Here is a 17,751-nt window from a genome sequence, read left to right on the forward strand (position 1 = left end):
CCCCCGCCCTTCCCCGCACAGGAGATCTTCCATGCCCGGCACCGCCGTCTCTTCGCATGCGCCGAGAATCCGCTGGCACATCGTCGTCTTTCTCGCGCCTGCGGTGCTGGTCTACACGGCGGTGATGATCCTGCCGTTGTTCGACACGCTGCGGCTCGCGCTCTACGACGAGGTCGATGGGCAAAGGGTCTTCGTGGGCCTCGAGAACTTCCGCACCCTGTTCGGCGATCCGACCTGGTCGCGACAGTTCTGGAACGCCCTGGCCAACAATTTCTGGTTCTTTCTCATCCACATGGCGGTGCAGAACCCGATCGGCATCGCGCTCGCCGCGATCCTGTCGAACCCGCGGCTGCGCTTCTCGGGCTTCTACCGGTCGGCCATCTTCATCCCCACCATCCTGTCCTTCGTGATCGTGGGCTTTGCGTGGAAGCTGATCCTGTCGCCGATCTGGGGCATCGCGCCGGGTATGCTCGATGCCATCGGGTTGAAATCGCTCTTCTCGCCGTGGCTCGGACGCGAGGAGACGGCGCTGACCACGCTTGCGCTGATCTCGGTGTGGCAGTTCGTCGGCATCCCGATGATGCTGATCTACGCCGCATTGCTCTCGATCCCCGACGAGATCCTCGAGGCGGGCGAATGCGACGGCGTCACCGGGTTCTCGGCCTTCTGGAAGATCAAGCTGCCCCTGATCCTGCCGTCGATCGGGATCATCTCGATCCTGACCTTCGTGGCGAACTTCAACGCCTTCGACCTGATCTATGCCGCCCAGGGCGCGCTGGCGGGGCCGGATTTCTCCTCCGACATCCTCGGCACCTTTCTCTACCGCACCTTCTTCGGCTTCCAGCTTCAGCTTGGCGATCCGCATATGGGATCGGCCATCGCCTCCGCGATGTTCGCGGTCATCCTGATCGGGGTCTGCCTCTACCTCTTCGGCATCCAGACCCGCATCCGCCGCTACCAGCTCTGAGGAGGCATTGATGTCCACCGCACGTCACACCCCGCTCAACTCGGTCGCGGCCCATGCCGCCCTGATCGCCTACACGCTGATCGCGCTGTTTCCCGTCTTCGTCATCGTCATCAACAGCTTCAAGGAGCGTCGCGCGATCTTTCGCGAGCCGCTGGCCCTCCCCGATGCCGAGAGCTTCAGCCTGATCGGCTACCAGACGGTGATGAAGCAGGGGGATTTCTTTCTCTACTTCCAGAACTCCTTCATCGTCACCGTCGCGTCGCTGTTCTTCATCCTGCTGTTCGGCGCGATGGCCGCCTTCGCGCTGGCCGAATACCGGTTTCGCGGCAACACGCTGATGGGGCTCTACCTCGCGCTTGGCATCATGATCCCGATCCGCATCGGCACGGTGGCGATTTTGCAAGGCATGGTGGCGACGGGGCTGGTGAACACGCTTTGGGCGCTGATCCTCGTCTATACTGCCCAAGGCCTGCCGCTCGCGGTCTTCATCCTGTCGGAGTTCATGCGGCAGGTGTCGGACGATCTGAAGAACGCAGGCCGGATCGACGGGCTCAGCGAGTACAAGATCTTCTTCCGGCTCGTGCTGCCACTGGTGCGCCCGGCCATGGCGACGGTCGCGGTGTTCAACATGATCCCGATCTGGAACGATCTTTGGTTTCCGCTGATCCTCGCCCCGGCCGAGGAGGTCAAGACGCTGACGCTGGGCTCACAGGTCTTCATCGGCCAGTTCGTGACCGACTGGAACGCGGTTCTCTCGGCGCTCAGCCTCGCGATCCTGCCGGTGCTGGTCCTTTACGTCATCTTCTCGCGGCAACTGATCCGCGGCATCACCTCGGGAGCCGTGAAATGACCCGTCGCGTCCTCGTCGCGGGGCTTGGCAACATGGGGGTAAGCCATGCGCTGGCCCATCATGCCGACCCCGCCTCCGACATTGTCGGTTTCGTCAACCGCTCGCCCAGTGCGCTGCCCGAGGCGCTCGCCCCCTACCCCCTCTTCACCGATTTCGAGGCGGCGCTCGCCGAGACGCGCCCCGACATCGTGGTCATCGCCACCTATTCCGACAGCCATGCCGATTACGCCTGCGCGGCGATGCGCGCGGGCGCGCATGTCTTCGTGGAAAAGCCGCTCGCCACCACCGTGGCCGACGCAACCCGCGTCGTGGACTGCGCGAAGGAGACCGGGCGCAAGCTCGTCGTCGGCTATATACTGCGCCATCACCCGAGCTGGCGGCGGCTAATCGAGGAGGCGCGGGGCTTGGGCGGGCCATACGTGTTCCGCCTCAACCTCAACCAGCAATCTTCGGGCCCGACATGGGAGACGCACAAGGCGCTGATGCAGACCACATCGCCCATCGTCGATTGCGGCGTGCATTATGTCGATGTGATGTGCCAGATCACCGATGCGCGGCCCCTTCGGGTGCATGGCATGGGCCTCAGGCTCAGCGACGAGATCCCCGAAGGCATGTATAATTACGGCCAGCTTCAGGTGATCTTCGAGGACGGCTCGGTCGGCTGGTACGAGGCGGGCTGGGGCCCGATGATGTCCGAGACCGCGAGCTTCGTGAAGGACATCGTGTCGCCGAACGGCTCGGTGTCCATCACCCAAGGCAACAAGGGCGCTTCGGACGATGTCGACGGCCACACGAAGGTCGGCGTGATCCTCGTGCATCGACCCGGCCAAGACGAGACCATCGAGATGCCGGACGAGCCCGGCCATCAGGCGCTGTGCGACGCCGAGCAGGCGTATCTGCGGCGCGCCATCGACGAGGATATCGATCTCGCGCGCCACATGCAGGACGCGCTCACCAGCCTGCGGATCTGCCTCGCCGCGGATGAAAGCATCCGCACCGGCCAGCCCATCGCCCTGGAGGAGACCCCATGACCGCCCTCAAGCTCGACCGCGTGAACAAGTCCTTCGGCAAGGTGCAGGTACTGCACGACATCGACCTCACCGTCGATGAGGGCGAGTTCGTCGTCTTCGTCGGCCCTTCGGGCTGCGGCAAGTCCACTTTGCTGCGGGTCATCGCGGGGCTGGAGGACGCGACCTCGGGGCGGGTCGAGATCGGCGGGGCGGAGGTGACCCGCACGCCCCCCGCCAAGCGTGGAATCGCCATGGTGTTCCAGAGCTACGCGCTCTACCCGCACTTGGACGTGCGCGGCAATATGGCGCTCGGTCTTAGGCAGGAGGGCCAGCCGCGCGACGTCATCGACGCGCGTATCGCCGAGGCCGCGCGGATGCTGGAGCTTCAGCCCTATCTCGACCGCCGCCCCTCTGATCTCTCGGGCGGGCAGCGCCAGCGCGTCGCCATCGGCCGCGCCGTGACGCGCCAGCCGCAGCTCTTCCTGTTCGACGAACCGCTGTCGAACCTCGACGCCGCGCTCCGGATGAACACCCGGATCGAGATCGCGCAGCTGCACCGCACGCTCGGTGCCTCGATGATCTACGTCACGCATGATCAGACCGAAGCGATGACGCTCGCCGATCGGATCGTGGTGCTGCGCGCGGGTCGGATCGAGCAGGTCGGCGCGCCGATGGAGCTTTACAACAACCCGGCCAACCGCTTCGTCGCGGGATTTCTCGGCGCGCCCTCGATGAACTTCCTCGCGCCGGTCGCGGACGCCCCCGAGGGCGCAATCCTCGGTATCCGGCCCGAGCATCTGCGCCCCGAGGCCGACGGCCCGATCCGCGGCACCATCACCCATGTCGAGCATCTGGGCGGCGACACCAACATCGTGCTCGACACGAGGTCGGGCGAAAAGGCGACCATCCGCATGTTCGGCCAGCACCGGGCGCGGGTGGGAGAGAAGATCGCCATGGGCTTCAACCCGGCGCACGGCTTTCTATTCGACGCCGAGGGGCAACGGCTTGGCTGATACGAGGTTGGGTCGTCGCGCGATCGGACGTAAGGCGATCGCGAGCGAGGCCTGAAACGATGACGAAGCGAGGGGTCCGCATGTCGATCCGCGGTCGGGCCACCTGTCGAAATGCCGGCGCGCCGGGGGCCGTCGGTCCCGCAAAGGGGAAATGCCATGAAGATACTGATATTGCCCGACCGGGAGGCCGCCGTGGCGGCCTGTGTGGATCTGATCGCGCAGACCCTGACGGCGACGCCAGACGCCGTCCTCGGCCTCGCCACCGGGGGCACGATGGAGCCGGTCTATGCCGGGCTGCTGGCGCGCGCGCGGGCCGGCGAGGTCACCCTTAACCGGATGACCAGCTTCAACCTCGATGAATATGTCGGCCTGCCGCCCGGGCATCCGCAGTCCTACCACACCTACATGCAAGAGCGGCTGTTCGGGCCGCTCGGGTTCGATCCCGCCCGCGCGCATTTGCCGCGCGGCGACGCGTCAGACCCCATGGCCGAGGCGGTGCGCTACGACGCGGCGATCATGGCGGCGGGCGGCATCGACCTGCAGCTTCTGGGGATCGGCGGCAATGGCCATATCGGCTTCAATGAACCCAGCTCCTCGCTGGCTTCGCCGACGCGGGTCAAGACGCTGACCCGCGCCACCCGCGCGGCCAACGCCCGTTTCTTTGGCCCCGACGAGACGGTGCCGCAATTCGCGATCACCATGGGCATCGCCACGATCCTGCGCAGCCGCCATGCCGTGCTTCTGGCCACCGGCGGGCCAAAGGCGGCGGCGGTGGCGGCGATGGCCGAAGGGCCGCTCAGCGCCCGCTGCCCGGCCTCGGCGCTGCAGATGCATCCCAAGGCGACCATCGTGCTCGACGCCGAGGCCGCCGCAGATCTGGAGCTGCGCCAGTATTACGAAACGGTGCACCCGCAGGGGCAGGAGGTGAGCCTTGACTGACGCGGTGCGCCTGATCGTCCTGCCCGAGGCGCTTTATGACGGCGAGACGGAGCAGCCCCTTGCCGACCGGGCCATCGTGATCGAGGGGGGGCGCATCCGCGACGTGACCGCCGCCGCCCGCGCGCCTGCGGGCCGTACCCTGCACGCGGCCATCGCGGCCCCCGGCTTCATCGACCTGCAGATCAACGGCGGCGGCGGGGTGATGTTCAACGACGCGCCGACCCGCGACACGCTGCGACGCATAGTGCGCGCGGCACGGCGCGGCGGCACGGCGCATCTCCTGCCGACCTTCATCACCGCGCCCGGCACATCCTATCTCGCGGCGATGCAGGCCGTGCGCGAGGCGCTGTCCGAGGCTGAGCCGGGCATTCTCGGGCTGCATCTCGAGGGGCCGTTCCTGTCGCCCACGCGTCCCGGCATCCACCCGCCGGCGGCGGTGCGCAAGCTGACGCCGGGCGATCTCGACGCGCTGTGCGAAGGCGTGGGCGGGCCCCTGCTCGTCACCCTCGCCCCCGAGGAGGCCCCGCCCGGCGCGATCGCGCGGCTCGGGCAGGCCGGTGTCACTGTCTTTGCCGGTCACAGCGAGGCCGACCACGCCACGATGATGCGCGCGGCGGATGAGGGGCTGCGCGGCGGCACGCATCTGTTCAACGCGATGTCCCAGCTTACCGGTCGCGCGCCCGGCGTGGTGGGGGCGCTGTTCGACGACGCGCGGCTGTTTGCCGGGATCATCGCCGACGACATCCACGTGCATCCGGCCAACCTGCGGCTGGCGCTGCGCGTCACGGGGGATCGGCGGCTGTGCCTCGTCACCGACGCGATGGCGACGCTGGACGCGCCCGACGCGCGATTTTCGATCAACGGCAAGACCATCGCCCAGAAGGACGGCCGCCTCGCCGATGCCGAAGGCTGCCTCGCTGGGGCGCATCTGGCGATGGACGAGGCGGTGCGCAACATGTCCCGCCTGGCCGGCGCAGGCCGGGCGCAGGCGCTCCGGATGGCGGCGACGACACCTGCCGAAGCGCTGGGGCTGGGCCATGCACTGGGCCGCATCGCGCCTGGAATGCGCGCCTCAATCACCCTGCTCAGCCATGATCTGGAGGCATGCGGCACCATGGTGGACGGGCTTTGTTGGTGATTTCGGGGGCCGGTGGTTCACGAGGGCTTTTCCGGATGAGTTGGTCCACCCTTTTGAGATCATGTCATCTACTCATGGCAGGCGAAACGCCGTCGGCATTCTCGCGACGGGTTTCTTCCGAGATCGACATTCCGGCGATCGCACGACCGACGATAACGCATGGACCCGGCTGAGGTTTTCTCCTTCACTGCGCCGAGGGAGAAGGAGAGGCGATCATGAATCTGGCAAAGCTCTGTGCAACGCGCGCGGCCCAGGGGCGGCCCGTCACGGCCGGTTTGATCGGCGCGGGCAAGTTCGGTTCGATGTTCCTGGCGCAGGTGCCGCATGTCGAGGGGCTGGGGGTCGCGGCGATTGCCGATCTCGACCGGGACCGCGCCCGCGCCGCCTGCCGCGAGGTGGGCTGGGACGAGAGCCGCATCGCGGCCACCCGCTTTGTCGCCAACGGGGCGGAGCTTGCCGCGATGGACGGGGTCGAAGTGGTGATCGAAGCCACTGGCCATCCGCGCGCGGGTATTCGCCACGCGCAGGCGGCGATCGACGCGGGCCGTCACGTGGTGATGGTCAATGTCGAAGCCGATGTGCTGGCCGGCCCCGTGCTGGCGTGCCGGGCCGCCGAGGCGGGCGTGGTCTATTCCATGGCCTTCGGAGACCAGCCGGCGCTGGTCTGCGAGATGGTCGATTGGGCGCGCTCGAACGGCTTTCGCGTGGTCGCGGCGGGCAAGGGCACCAAGTACCTGCCCGCCTATCACGAGGTGACGCCCGACGCGGTCTGGGAGCATTACGGGCTGACGGCGGAAGAGGCCAGGACGGCGGGGATGAACCCGCAGATGTTCAACTCCTTTCTCGACGGCACCAAAAGCGCGATCGAGGCGGCGGCGATCGCCAACGCCACCGGCCTTTCGGTGCCCGATGACGGGCTGGCCTTTCCGCCCTGCGGGACCGACGATCTGGCCCATGTCTTGCGACCACGCGAGGTCGGCGGTCTCCTGGACCGCCCCGGCATGGTCGAGGTGGTCTCCAGTCTCGAACGCGACGGACGCCCCGTGTTCCGCGATCTGCGCTGGGGCGTCTACGTGGTGATCGAGGCGCAAAGCGACTACGCCGCCGCCTGCTTTCGCCAATACGGCCTGCCGACCGACGCGACGGGGCGCTATGCCGCGATGTACCGGCCCTTTCACATGATCGGGCTCGAGCTTGCGACCTCGGTGCTTTCGGCGGCGCTCAGGGGCGAGGCGACCGGAGCGCCAGTGGGCTTTCACGCAAGCGTCGCCGCCATCGCCAAGCGCGACCTCGGCCCCGGCGACCGGCTCGATGGCGAGGGGGGCTACACCGTCTGGGGTCGGGTGATGCCCGCCAAGCGGGCGGCGCGAGACGAGGTGCTGCCGATCGGGTTGGCGCAGGGGATTACTTTGCGCCGGGCCGTCGCAAAGGGCGAAGCACTGCGCTTTGCGGACGTGGAGATCGCCGATGACGAGGCCGTGCGGCTCTACCGCGATTGCCTCGCCCTTGCGGGGACTTCAGGTGCGCATCGCGGTGCCTGAGATCGTCGTATCCGAAAGACGTCCGGTGACCTCTGGCAGGCAGGCTTTTGCCTGTTTCCAGGATTGGAGGCATTGGCGGGCGGCTCAGCGATCCAGCACAGCCTGAAGTCGGCCCTTCATGTAGGAACCGGCCCCGGAGAAGCAGATCTGCACCGGCCCGATCCGGTCATAAGTGGTAGGACATACGCATGGCGGTGGTCGAGAAACGCGACCCCGTCTGGAGGGGAAATAGACGATGCCGCTGGCCATGAACCGAAACGTCTTCATCACCTGCGCCGTGACCGGCTCGGGCGGCACGCAGGATCGCAGCCCGCACGTGCCACGCTCGCCCCGGCAGATCGCCGACAGCGCCATCGACGCGGCGCGGGCCGGCGCGGCCATCGTCCATTGCCATGTGCGCGATCCCGACACCGGCGCGCCGTCGCGGCGGGTCGAGCTCTACCGCGAGGTGACGAAGCGCATCCGCGACGCCGAGGTCGACGTCGTGCTCAACCTGACGGCGGGCATGGGCGGCGACATGGTGTTCGGATCGACCGAGGCGCCCCTTCCGGTGAAGGCCGCCGGAACCGACATGATCGGCGTGACGGAGCGCATAGCGCATATCCGCGACTGCCTGCCCGAGATCTGCACGCTCGATTGCGGCACGATGAATTTCGCCGAAGCGGATTACGTCATGACCAACACGCCGGGCATGCTTCGCGCGATGGGCGCGATGATGACCGAGCTCGGCGTCAAGCCGGAAATCGAGGCTTTCGACACCGGCCACCTGTGGTTCGCCAAGGAGCTGGTCAGGGAAGGCACCCTGGCCAGCCCGGCGCTGGTGCAGCTGTGCATGGGTGTGCCCTGGGGCGCGCCCAGCGACCTCAACACGCTGATGGCCATGGTCAACAACATCCCCGATCATTGGATCTGGTCGGCCTTTTCCCTGGGCCGCGACCAGATGCCCTATGCTGCGGCGGCGATACTGGCGGGAGGCCACGTGCGCGTGGGTCTGGAGGACAACCTGTTTCTCGACAAGGGCGTGCTGGCCACCAACGCGCAGCTGGTCGAGCGGGCGGTGACGATCGTGGAGAACATGGGTGCCAAGGTGATGGGTCCGGCGGCCGTGCGCGAAAGGCTGGGCCTCACCAAGCGGGCCCCGGCGTCGGCATGAGCCTGCGGCGAAAGGGCGGATGACGGTCGCTTTCGGAAGAAGGTTGGCTGACCGATTACGTCTCTCGGGGTGCCGCGCTCAGGACTACCGATTGGGCATAGGGCGGGACCCCCGAGCCGTTCGACGGCAAGGATTTCGAGCCGTTCGACCGCCCATGTGGAGGCGCGGGGCAGATATCCCGCCCATTATATCCCAAGCCCGAATAATCAAATCCGAAAACAGCCGGTTTCCCAATACTACGTAGGAGATACTTTAGGCGGCAATGGGATAACCCTTTCGAGGACATGGCTAATGAAGGCGATCGGCTATCGCGCAGCGGGCGCGGCGGACACTCTGGAGATTTTCGACGCGGACCGGCCCGAGGTTCGGCCGCGCGACCTGCTGGTCGAGGTCAAGGGCGTCTCGGTCAACCCGGTGGACGTCAAGCTGCGCGCGGCGGTGCAGCCCGAAGGCGGCCCGCGGATCTTGGGCTTCGATGCGGCGGGGGTCGTGGTCGAGGTCGGCGCCGAGGTCACGGGCTACGCAGTGGATGACGAAGTTTTCTACGCTGGCGACGTCACCCGCGCCGGCACGAATGCAGCGTTTCACGCGGTCGATGAACGGATCGTCGGACGCAAACCCGCCAGCCTTGATTTCACCGAGGCGGCCGGCCTGCCGCTGACCACGATCACGGCGTGGGAGATGCTGTTCGAGTCCTTCCGCCTGACCGAAGGGAGCGGCATCGGCCAGACCCTGCTCGTCATCGGCGGAGCGGGCGGCGTGGGGTCAATCCTGATCCAGCTGGCCAAGGCGCTGACCGGTCTCACGGTGATTGCGACCGCCTCGCGCCCCGAGACGCAGGATTGGGTGCGCAAGATGGGGGCCGATCACGTGGTGGATCACCGCGGCGATCTCGCGGCACAGGTGGCCGAACTGGGCCTGACGCCTGAATATGTCGCCGCGCTGACCGCGACGGATCAGCACTGGCCCGCGATCATCGAGCTGATCGCCCCGCGCGGCCAGATCGCGCTGATCGATGACCCCGAGACGCTGGACATCAAGCCCGCGAAGCCCAAGGCACTGAGCATCCACTGGGAGTTCATGTTCACCCGCTCGATGTTCGGGACCGAGGACATCGGCGCCCAGCGGGAGCTGCTGAACCGGGTTTCCGAGATGATCGACGCGGGCAAATTGCGGTCCACCGTCACCGAACGAGTGGGTCGGCTGGGCGTCGAGGCCCTGCGCGCCGCGCATCTGCGACAGGAAAGCGGCCGGGTGATCGGCAAGCAGGTTCTGGACGGGATCTGAGGCAGTTCTGACAGGAGATCGAAGATGTTGGACGAGACCGGACAGGCGGCCTTCCCGAGATTGAACCGCGCCTACAATTCCGTCTTCAGGCCGGGACGGATGAGCATCGGGCTGGTCATCCCGCTCGAAGCCTATCCGCACGGCGCCGTGCCCGACATGGCGGGTCACATCGAGCGCGCGCGGCTGGCCGACAGCCTCGGCTTTTCAGCGCTGTGGCTGCGGGACGTGCCGTTCAACGTACCTTCCTTCGGCGATGCCGGACAGCTCTTCGATCCCTTCGTCTATCTCGGGGCGCTGGCGGCCTCGACGCGGGACATCGCACTCGGCGTGGCCAGCATCGTTCTGCCATTGCGCCACCCGGCGCATGTGGCCAAGGCCGCCGCTTCGGCGGATGTGCTTTCGAGCGGACGGCTGCTTCTGGGTGTCGCCTCGGGCGACAGGCCGGAGGAATACCCGGCGCTGGACATGAGTTTCGAGGATCGCGGCGCGCGGTTCCGCGACAGCGTGGATTACATCCGGGCCATGGCCGAGGATTACCCGCGCCGCCAAACCGCCCACGGAACGCTGTCAGGCGGGATCGACATGCTGCCCAAGCCCGAGAGCGGCCGCGTGCCGCTTCTGATCACGGGCGGCAGCCAGCAATCCCCCGACTGGGTCGCGCGGAACGGGGATGGCTGGATGACCTACCCGCGTGATGCGCTCGCGCAGGGCCGCGAGGTCGGCGAGTATCGCCGCCGGATCGCCGAGGCGGGCCTGCCAGACAAGCCGGTGATGCAATCGCTCTATGTGGATGTCGTCGCGCAGGCGGACGCGGCACCGCAACCGATCCATCTCGGCTTTCGGTCGGGCACGGAGCACCTGCGGCGCTACCTGACCGAGGTCCGCGATCTCGGCATCAACCACGTCGCGTTGAACCTGCGGTTCAACGGCGCGGACATCGAAGACACCATGAAGCGGCTGGCGGACGAGATCCTGACCGAGTTTCACAGCTGAGGAGACACCAATGCCCAAGACGATCCTGATCACCGGCGCGACCGACGGCATCGGCCTGCTGACCGCGAAGACGCTGGCCGCACAGGGCCACACCCTCCTGCTTCACGGACGCAGCACCGAAAAGCTGGAGGCCGCGGCCAAGGAGGTGGGTGGCACGCCCGGGACGTTCCGCGCCGACCTGTCGCGCCTCGATGAGGTCGAGGCTCTGGCCGAAGAAATCCAGAGCCGCCACGACCGCATCGACGTGCTGATCAACAACGCGGGCGTCCTCAAGACCCCCCAGGCCCGGACGCCTGAGGGGCTCGATACCCGCTTTGTCGTCAACACCCTTGCGCCTTACCTGTTGGCGCAGCGCCTGCTGCCGATCATTCCGAAAGACGGCCGCGTGGTGAACCTGTCCTCGGCGGCCCAAGCACCCGTGGATGTCGAGGCCCTGCGTGGCAGGCACGCGCTCGATCACATGGCTGCCTATGCCCAGAGCAAGCTGGCCATCACGATCTGGACGCAGGAGATGGCCAGCGCCCATCCGGACGGCCCGGCCTTCATCGCCGTGAACCCCGGCTCCCTGCTGGCCTCCAAGATGGTCAAGGAAGGCTTCGGCGTGGCGGGCAACGACCTGTCGATCGGTGCCGACATCTTGGGCCGGGCCGCGCTGTCGGACGAGTTCGCAGACGCGTCGGGGCGCTATTTCGACAATGACAGCGGGCGCTTCGCACAGCCCCACCCGGCGGCGGGCGACAAGGGCCAGGTCGCCGCAATCATGGAGGCGATCCGCGAGCTTGTCGCTGACACCAACTGAGAAGCGGTTCAAGCGATCGCAATCGGTGTGAAACGACATCCGTCATAGCCAGCCGATCCTCGTAGGCAGGATCGGCTGTCGTCGCGACGCCTGTTGTTCCAAGGGCCAGCCGTGCGGAGCCGTCTCGACACAGAACGTGCAGTATCAAGACCTATCTCTGGAACGCCGACCTTCTGCGGAGATCGGCGTTTTTCTACTCGAGGCAGAACTTCGAACCCATGCCGCGCGACCATGTCGCGATCCGACCAAAGCCTCTCGTTGCCTGTCCGTGTCACGGCTTCCCCTCCCCCATAATTGGGCCTTTTCACCTCACGACCTAAGAAAGGCTCAGGCCATCGGCTTGATCGGGCACAGGCGACGTTCGTGGCCAAGGGAGCGGTTGTCCCGAAAACCTCAGAGCGAAGCAGGTTCGGTGCCATGAGACGGATCGGCCTACCGGCGGCCGATTATCGTCCATTTCGGAAAACTGAACTCCGATCATGCCGGATTATATTGCCGGCTACGCTCCCGTATCTCATGTCCAACGCAACACCCGGCAGGAGAGACCGATGAAAGCCATGACCCTGAACGACTACGGCACCGAAGCATCCTTCGTGGAAGCCGACATGCCGCGTCCGGCGGCCGCGCCCGACCAGGTCCTCGTCCGCGTCAAGGCGACGAGCGTCAATACGATCGACACGATGATCAAGGCCATGGGCAAGGACCTGCCCCTGTCGCCCGACCTGCCCGCCGTGCTGGGCATGGATTTCGCCGGTATCGTCGAAGAGGTCGGTGAGGACGTGACCGGTTTTGCCATGGGCGACGAGGTCTATGGCTGTGCCGGCGGATTGGCCGATCTTCAGGGCGCACTGGCGGAGTTCATGTCCGCCGACGCCCGGCTGATCGCGCACAAGCCCAAAGCCCTCTCGATGCGCGAGGCCGCCGCCTTGCCGCTGGTGGGCATCACGGCTTGGGAAGGGCTGCACCGGGCGGGCGTCGCCGCCGGGCAGAAGGTGCTCGTGCAAGGCGGCGCGGGCGGTGTGGGGCATCTCGCCGTGCAACTGGCCCACCATCTCGGGGCCGAGGTGTCGGCGACCGGCACCGGCGACAGCCAGCTTTCGGTGATCGAAGGCTACGACGCCCGGCCCATCGATTTCGCGGTCGAGAAGATCGAGGACTACGTCGCGGCCCACACCGGCGGGGCCGGTTTCGACGCGGTGTTCGACACGGTCGGCGGGGCCAACCTGACAAACTCCTTCGCGGCGGCGGCACTGAATGCCCATGTGGTCACGACGGTCGCCCTGTCGGAAATCGACCTGTCTCCTGCCCACTTCAAGGGGCTGTCGCTGCACATCGTCTTCATGCTGCTGCCCATGCTGCATGACGTCCGGCGCGAGGTTCACGGTGAGATACTCGCAAACCTCGCCAAGCTGATCGATGCCGGTGCGGTAAAGCCGCTGCTGGACGAGCAGAGGTTCGACCTGAGCCAGATCGGCGAAGCCTATGCCCGGCTGCAAAGCGGTCAGGCGATCGGCAAGGTGGTTGTCGAGGTCTGATTTCGACCTGCGGACCGGGCGTCGCGTCGCCCGGTCATCCCCTGCGATCCTGACGGATACGCCGTCCGGGATCCCGTGCAGGCCAACGGCACCGGGAGCGGCCATGCCTGTTCCGGCACGGCGTTGTCTCCCGCTAACTCTCGGCCGCCACCAGATGCCCATCGCCCACATCGCGGAGCGCCTCGCGGCGGGGCATCGCGCAGCGCGGCAGGACCGGGCTCGGCACCTCGCCCTGCGGCCGTGAGAAGGGCGGCACGACCCGGGCCGGATCGGGGACCGGCACGGCAGCGATAAGCTGGCGCGTATAGGGGTGGCGCGGATCGCCGAAGAGCTGTGAGCGCGTGCCCATCTCGACGATCTGCCCCAGCCGCATCACCGCCACCCGGTCCGAGACATTCTCGACCACCGCCATGTCGTGGCTGATGAAGAGATAGGCGATGCCGAATTCGGTCTTCAGCGCCCGCAGCAGGTCGAGCACCCGCGCCTGCACGCTCACATCGAGCGCCGAGACGCTCTCGTCGGCGATGATCAATCTCGGGCGAAGCGCCAACGCGCGGGCGATGCAGATCCGCTGCCGCTGCCCGCCCGAGAACTCGTGCGGGTAACGGTCGATCTGTTCGCGCTCCAGTCCGACCCGCTCGAACAGGGCCTCGACCTCTGCCCGCCGCTCGGGGGCGGTGCCGATGCCGTGGATCAGCAACGGCTCGGCCACCAGATCGCCAACCCGCATCCGCGGATCGAGCGAGGCCATCGGGTCCTGAAAGATCATCTGCACGCCGCGCCGGAAGGCGGCGTCGGGCCGCTGCCCGCTCTCGAGCCTGCGCCCCGCCACTTCGAGCCGCCCCTCAAAGGGCACCAGACCGGTCAGCGCCTTGGCGATGGTCGACTTGCCGCAGCCGCTCTCACCGACCAGCGAAAAGGTCTCGCCTGCGCGGATCTCGAAACTCACCCCCGCCACGGCGTGGACGGCGTGCGTCGCGCGGTTGAGCAATCCGCCGCGAATGTCGAAGCGCACGCGCAGATCCTCGACCCGCGCCACTGCTTCGGCGCTGCTCGGGGTCCCCGCCCCCTCGCCGCGCCCCATGCGCGGCACCGCAGCCAGAAGCGCGCGCGTGTAGGGCTGTTTCGGGGCCGCGAATATCTCGCGCACCGGGCCCTGCTCGACCATGCGACCCGACTGCATGACGACGACGCGATCGGCCATCTCGGCCACCACGCCCATGTCGTGGGTGATCAGGATGACGGCGGTGCCGAGATCGCGCTGCAGATCGCGCAAGAGTTCCAGCACCTCGCGCTGCACCGTCACGTCGAGTGCTGTGGTCGGCTCGTCGGCGATGAGCACGTCGGGGCGCAGCGCGATCGCCATGGCGATCATCACCCGCTGCCGCATGCCGCCCGACAGCTCGTGCGGATACTGCTTCAACCGCGCTTCGGGCTGCGACATGCGGACCGCGCGTAACGCTTCGATGGCGCGGGCGCGCGCTTCGCTGCGCGACAGGCTTTCATGCGCCTCGATCGCCTCGGTAAGCTGGCGGCCGATGGTCAGCACCGGGTTGAGCGAGGTCATCGGCTCTTGGAAGATCATCGCGATCCGCGCGCCGCGCAGCATGCGCATTCGCCGCTCTGGCAGGCGCAGCAGGTCGGTCTCTCCGAGCCGGATCGCCCCGCCCGAGACATGCACGGCCGGTGGCGGCAGCAGCCCCATGATCGCCAGCGAGGTGAGCGATTTGCCCGACCCGCTTTCGCCCGCGATGGCCAGCGTCTCGCCGCGCGCAAGATCGAAGGACAAGTCTTCCACCAGCACACGCGGCCCTTCTTCGGTCCGCACGGAAACCTCCAACCCCTCGACCGAAAGCACCGGCAGTGCGTCCGGGACCTGTTCGGCCCCGGACAATGTCGTGACAGCCGCGTTCATTCGAACACGCAGCGCGGGAAGTAGAAGCTGACCACCCAGTTCGGCTGATCGACGATCTCGGAGATCCGCAGATCGCCGCAGGTCGAGACCAGCATGTAGGCGTCGACCGCCGCCATCTGCCGCGTGGCGCAAAGGTGATCGACCATCCCCGCCACCGCGTCGCGCGAGGCCGACATCAGGTCCGGCCCGATGCCGGTCGTCACCTCGTAACCCTTGACGTCGAGATGCCGTGTCACCGGCCCCGCCGTGGTGAAGCGCGGGAATTTGAGGTTTGCGTCCTTCACCAGATCGATGGTGAGGACCGCGTCCATCGGACTTTCGATCGCGGTGCCGCAGACCTCGCCATCGCCCTGCGCGGCATGGGTGTCACCGACCGAGAACAGCGCCCCCGCCACCTCGACCGGCAGGTAGAGCACCGTTCCGGCGGCGAGGTCGCGAATGTCGAGATTGCCGCCGACCCGGCGCGGCGGCACGATCGAATGCAGGCCATTCTCGGCCAGCGCATTGCCGATGGTGCCGCAAAACGGCTTGAGCGGCACCCGGCCATGTTCGCCGAAAAGTGCCGGTTCCAGCGTCTTCGCGTCATACTTCCAGACCGTCAGTGCCGGGTCGGTGAACTGATCCGCCAAGAGGCCAAAGCCCGGTATGTTGGCGGTCCAGCCCCAGGCCGAGCCGCTCTCCTCGCGCGGGGCGAAGCTGTCGATGGTGATCTTGAGCGCGTCGCCGGGCTCCGCGCCTTCGACGAAGATCGGCCCCGAGACCGGGTTGATCTTGCCGAAATCGAGGGTCTTGACGTCCTCGACCGTGCTCGTGGGCCCGAGTTGGCCCGCCGAGGAATCCATGCAGTGAAAGGCGATCTGCGCGCCGGGCTCCACCCTTTCGGCCGGGGCGATGGAATTGTCCCAGCCGAAATGATGCTGCGCGCCGTGAATGGTGTAGTCGCAGTTCTGGCACATGTTACTGCTCGGTCACGTAGACATAGTCGTAGTTCACCGGGATCGAGACCGGGTCGACATAGAGCGCATCGTCACCGCCCATGCGCTCGGACTTCATGGTGTAGCGCTGCTCGTTGAAGACCGGCACCCAAGGTGCGTCCTCCATCACCTTCATGTAGACCTCGGACCACTTGGCGAGCCGGTCCTCGGCCTGGCCTGGATCGGCCATGGCGTCGGCCTCGGCGGCCATCGCGTCGAGCTCCTCGTTGCAGTACCACGACCAGTTCCAGCCGCCCGGCACCGCACCCGCGCAGCCCAAGATCGGGCCATAGAAGTTCGACGGATCCGGGAAGTCGGCGATCCAGGCCATGCCACCCGACCAGATCATCGGCGCTTGGCTCTCCTCGCCACCCGCTGCGATCACGTTGGCTTGGGCCAGCGACTGGATCGAGGCGTCGATGCCGATCTGGCTCAGATCCTGCTGGATCGCCTGCGCGATGCGCGGGTTGGGATCGGTGTTCATCACGAAAAGCTCGGTCTCGAACCCGTCCGCGTGGCCGGCCTCGGCCAGAAGCGCCTTGGCCGCCTCGACGTCGTAGGCATAGCCCTCATGGCCCTCGGTGTAACCCGGCATGGTGGGCGGCAGCGGCTGGTTCGCGGGCACGGCGCGGCCGTTGATGATCTGGGTGATCCGGTCCTTGTTGATCGCCATGTTGACGGCCTGCCGCACCTTGGGATCGTCGAAGGGCGCGATCCGCGTGTTCAGCGTGATATAGCCGGTGTGCAGCTGCCCGCCTTCGACCACGCGCTCGGCCTGAGCCGGGTCGTTCATCACCTCGACGAACTTGGCGGGCGGGATGCCGTCGCCGGGCACGTCGACCTCGCCGTTCTGAAGCCGCAGAAGGGCCACGATCGGCTCCTGACCCACTTCGAAGGTGATCTGGTCGAGATAGGGCACGCCCTCGCGCCAGTGATCTTCGAACTTCTCGAACACGAGCCTCTGGCCGATGGTCCATTCACCAAGCTTGAAGGCGCCGGTGCCCACGGGCTCCTTGCCGAAATCGCCGCCAGCCGCCTCGACCGCCTCCTGCGGCACGACGCTCGCGAAGTTGAGCGCCATCACGTGCAGGAAGGTCGCGTCGGGCCGGGTCAGCGTGATCTCGACGGTGCTGTCATCGACCACCTTCACCCCCGACAGACCCTCGGCCTCGCCCGACGACGCGGCGTCGAACCCCTCGATCGCGCCGAAGAAGCCGGCGCCGGGTGATTGGGTCTCGGGGTCGGTGACGCGGTCGAGCGAGTATTTCACGTCCTCGGCCGTCATCTCGCGGCCGTTGTGGAAGGTCACGCCGGAGCGCAGCTTGAAGGTATAGGTGAGCCCGTCATCGGAAATCTCGTAGCTCTCGGCGAGGCCGGGACGCAGCTCGGTGGTGCCGGGGACGTAGTCCATCAGACCGTCGAAGACCGACTTGATCATCGACCAGTTCTGCCAGTCGTAGCCGATCGCCGGGTCGAGCGTGGCGACGTCGTCCTTATAGGTGATGGTGATCGCGCCGCCCGTCCGGGCCTCGGGATCGGGGGTGTAGTCCTGCGCCATGGCGGGCACGGCAAGTGCTGCGATCAGCGCGGTCGAGGTCAGAAGTCTCTTCATGTTCACTCTCCTGTCGGGGTCGTTT

At 66.9% G+C, this 17,751-nt stretch carries 15 protein-coding genes; 12 read left to right on the forward strand and 3 right to left on the reverse strand.

Going from position 1 to position 17,751, the window contains the following annotated elements:
• The first annotated feature begins 31 nt into the window (after positions 1-31).
• The 12 genes from ACJASC_RS14695 to ACJASC_RS14750 all read left to right on the forward strand — a co-directional run bounded on the left by ACJASC_RS14695 (position 32) and on the right by ACJASC_RS14750 (position 13,225).
• Positions 32-967 carry a carbohydrate ABC transporter permease gene (locus ACJASC_RS14695; protein ID WP_415146658.1) on the forward strand — a complete coding sequence of 312 codons (936 nt, stop codon included), beginning with the start codon at positions 32-34 and terminating at the stop codon, positions 965-967.
• A 10-nt stretch (positions 968-977) separates the two neighbouring features.
• Positions 978-1,817: a carbohydrate ABC transporter permease gene (locus ACJASC_RS14700; RefSeq protein ID WP_415146659.1), complete on the forward strand. Its 840-nt coding sequence runs from the start codon at positions 978-980 to the stop codon at positions 1,815-1,817.
• Positions 1,814-2,848 carry a Gfo/Idh/MocA family protein gene (locus ACJASC_RS14705; protein WP_415146660.1) on the forward strand — a complete coding sequence of 345 codons (1,035 nt, stop codon included), beginning with the start codon at positions 1,814-1,816 and terminating at the stop codon, positions 2,846-2,848. Before ACJASC_RS14700 ends, ACJASC_RS14705 begins: the two co-directional genes overlap by 4 nt.
• Positions 2,845-3,840 (forward strand): ABC transporter ATP-binding protein, encoded by a 996-nt coding sequence (locus ACJASC_RS14710; protein ID WP_415146661.1) that lies wholly within the window; start codon positions 2,845-2,847, stop codon positions 3,838-3,840. The genes ACJASC_RS14705 and ACJASC_RS14710 overlap by 4 nt, the downstream gene beginning before the upstream one ends.
• A gap of 156 nt (positions 3,841-3,996) precedes the next feature.
• A complete protein-coding gene (nagB, locus tag ACJASC_RS14715; protein WP_415146662.1) occupies positions 3,997-4,779 on the forward strand; it encodes a glucosamine-6-phosphate deaminase in 783 nt (260 codons plus the stop codon).
• The gene (gene nagA / locus ACJASC_RS14720; RefSeq protein WP_415146663.1) at positions 4,772-5,917 is read left to right on the forward strand and encodes an N-acetylglucosamine-6-phosphate deacetylase; all 1,146 of its coding nucleotides are present in this window, start codon (positions 4,772-4,774) and stop codon (positions 5,915-5,917) included. The genes nagB and nagA overlap by 8 nt, the downstream gene beginning before the upstream one ends.
• A 215-nt stretch (positions 5,918-6,132) precedes the next feature.
• A complete protein-coding gene (locus tag ACJASC_RS14725) occupies positions 6,133-7,458 on the forward strand; it encodes an NAD(P)H-dependent oxidoreductase (protein WP_415146664.1) in 1,326 nt (441 codons plus the stop codon).
• Positions 7,459-7,693: 235 nt separating this feature from the next.
• Positions 7,694-8,611 carry a 3-dehydrocarnitine:acetyl-CoA trimethylamine transferase BcoG gene (bcoG, locus tag ACJASC_RS14730; RefSeq protein ID WP_415146665.1) on the forward strand — a complete coding sequence of 306 codons (918 nt, stop codon included), beginning with the start codon at positions 7,694-7,696 and terminating at the stop codon, positions 8,609-8,611.
• Between the two features lie 291 nt (positions 8,612-8,902).
• The gene (locus ACJASC_RS14735) at positions 8,903-9,898 is read left to right on the forward strand and encodes a zinc-binding alcohol dehydrogenase family protein (protein ID WP_415146666.1); all 996 of its coding nucleotides are present in this window, start codon (positions 8,903-8,905) and stop codon (positions 9,896-9,898) included.
• Between the two features lie 24 nt (positions 9,899-9,922).
• Positions 9,923-10,891: an LLM class oxidoreductase gene (locus tag ACJASC_RS14740; RefSeq protein ID WP_415146667.1), complete on the forward strand. Its 969-nt coding sequence runs from the start codon at positions 9,923-9,925 to the stop codon at positions 10,889-10,891.
• 10 nt (positions 10,892-10,901) lie between these two features.
• Positions 10,902-11,690 (forward strand): SDR family NAD(P)-dependent oxidoreductase, encoded by a 789-nt coding sequence (locus tag ACJASC_RS14745; RefSeq protein WP_415146668.1) that lies wholly within the window; start codon positions 10,902-10,904, stop codon positions 11,688-11,690.
• A 548-nt stretch (positions 11,691-12,238) separates the two neighbouring features.
• Positions 12,239-13,225 carry a zinc-dependent alcohol dehydrogenase family protein gene (locus ACJASC_RS14750; protein ID WP_415146669.1) on the forward strand — a complete coding sequence of 329 codons (987 nt, stop codon included), beginning with the start codon at positions 12,239-12,241 and terminating at the stop codon, positions 13,223-13,225.
• 133 nt (positions 13,226-13,358) lie between these two features.
• Here ACJASC_RS14750 and ACJASC_RS14755 read toward each other — a convergent pair whose 3' ends face one another.
• The 3 genes from ACJASC_RS14755 to ACJASC_RS14765 are packed head-to-tail and all read right to left on the reverse strand — an operon-like array spanning position 13,359 to position 17,726.
• Complete coding sequence (locus ACJASC_RS14755) at positions 13,359-15,140, reverse strand: ABC transporter ATP-binding protein (RefSeq protein ID WP_415146670.1); 1,782 nt, start codon at positions 15,138-15,140, stop codon at positions 13,359-13,361.
• Positions 15,137-16,096: an acetamidase/formamidase family protein gene (locus ACJASC_RS14760; protein ID WP_415146671.1), complete on the reverse strand. Its 960-nt coding sequence runs from the start codon at positions 16,094-16,096 to the stop codon at positions 15,137-15,139. Before ACJASC_RS14760 ends, ACJASC_RS14755 begins: the two co-directional genes overlap by 4 nt.
• 1 nt (position 16,097) lies before the next feature.
• Positions 16,098-17,726 carry an ABC transporter substrate-binding protein gene (locus tag ACJASC_RS14765; protein ID WP_415146672.1) on the reverse strand — a complete coding sequence of 543 codons (1,629 nt, stop codon included), beginning with the start codon at positions 17,724-17,726 and terminating at the stop codon, positions 16,098-16,100.
• Between the last annotated feature and the right edge of the window lie 25 nt (positions 17,727-17,751).

The sequence above is a fragment of the Limimaricola cinnabarinus genome, assembly GCF_047631075.1.
GTDB classification, from domain to species: Bacteria; Pseudomonadota; Alphaproteobacteria; order Rhodobacterales; family Rhodobacteraceae; genus Limimaricola; species Limimaricola cinnabarinus.

Excerpts from the sequence above, each read along its gene's own strand:
- ACJASC_RS14765 (WP_415146672.1), bottom strand. The coding sequence starts at position 17,726 with ATGAAGAGACTTCTGACCTCGACCGCGCTGATCGCAGCACTTGCCGTG.
- bcoG (WP_415146665.1), top strand. The coding sequence starts at position 7,694 with ATGCCGCTGGCCATGAACCGAAACGTCTTCATCACCTGCGCCGTGACC.
- ACJASC_RS14760 (WP_415146671.1), bottom strand. The coding sequence starts at position 16,096 with ATGTGCCAGAACTGCGACTACACCATTCACGGCGCGCAGCATCATTTC.
- nagB (WP_415146662.1), top strand. The coding sequence starts at position 3,997 with ATGAAGATACTGATATTGCCCGACCGGGAGGCCGCCGTGGCGGCCTGT.
- ACJASC_RS14740 (WP_415146667.1), top strand. The coding sequence starts at position 9,923 with ATGTTGGACGAGACCGGACAGGCGGCCTTCCCGAGATTGAACCGCGCC.
- ACJASC_RS14750 (WP_415146669.1), top strand. The coding sequence starts at position 12,239 with ATGAAAGCCATGACCCTGAACGACTACGGCACCGAAGCATCCTTCGTG.
- ACJASC_RS14725 (WP_415146664.1), top strand. The coding sequence starts at position 6,133 with ATGAATCTGGCAAAGCTCTGTGCAACGCGCGCGGCCCAGGGGCGGCCC.
- ACJASC_RS14695 (WP_415146658.1), top strand. The coding sequence starts at position 32 with ATGCCCGGCACCGCCGTCTCTTCGCATGCGCCGAGAATCCGCTGGCAC.
- ACJASC_RS14700 (WP_415146659.1), top strand. The coding sequence starts at position 978 with ATGTCCACCGCACGTCACACCCCGCTCAACTCGGTCGCGGCCCATGCC.
- ACJASC_RS14705 (WP_415146660.1), top strand. The coding sequence starts at position 1,814 with ATGACCCGTCGCGTCCTCGTCGCGGGGCTTGGCAACATGGGGGTAAGC.
- ACJASC_RS14735 (WP_415146666.1), top strand. The coding sequence starts at position 8,903 with ATGAAGGCGATCGGCTATCGCGCAGCGGGCGCGGCGGACACTCTGGAG.
- ACJASC_RS14710 (WP_415146661.1), top strand. The coding sequence starts at position 2,845 with ATGACCGCCCTCAAGCTCGACCGCGTGAACAAGTCCTTCGGCAAGGTG.
- ACJASC_RS14755 (WP_415146670.1), bottom strand. The coding sequence starts at position 15,140 with ATGAACGCGGCTGTCACGACATTGTCCGGGGCCGAACAGGTCCCGGAC.
- ACJASC_RS14745 (WP_415146668.1), top strand. The coding sequence starts at position 10,902 with ATGCCCAAGACGATCCTGATCACCGGCGCGACCGACGGCATCGGCCTG.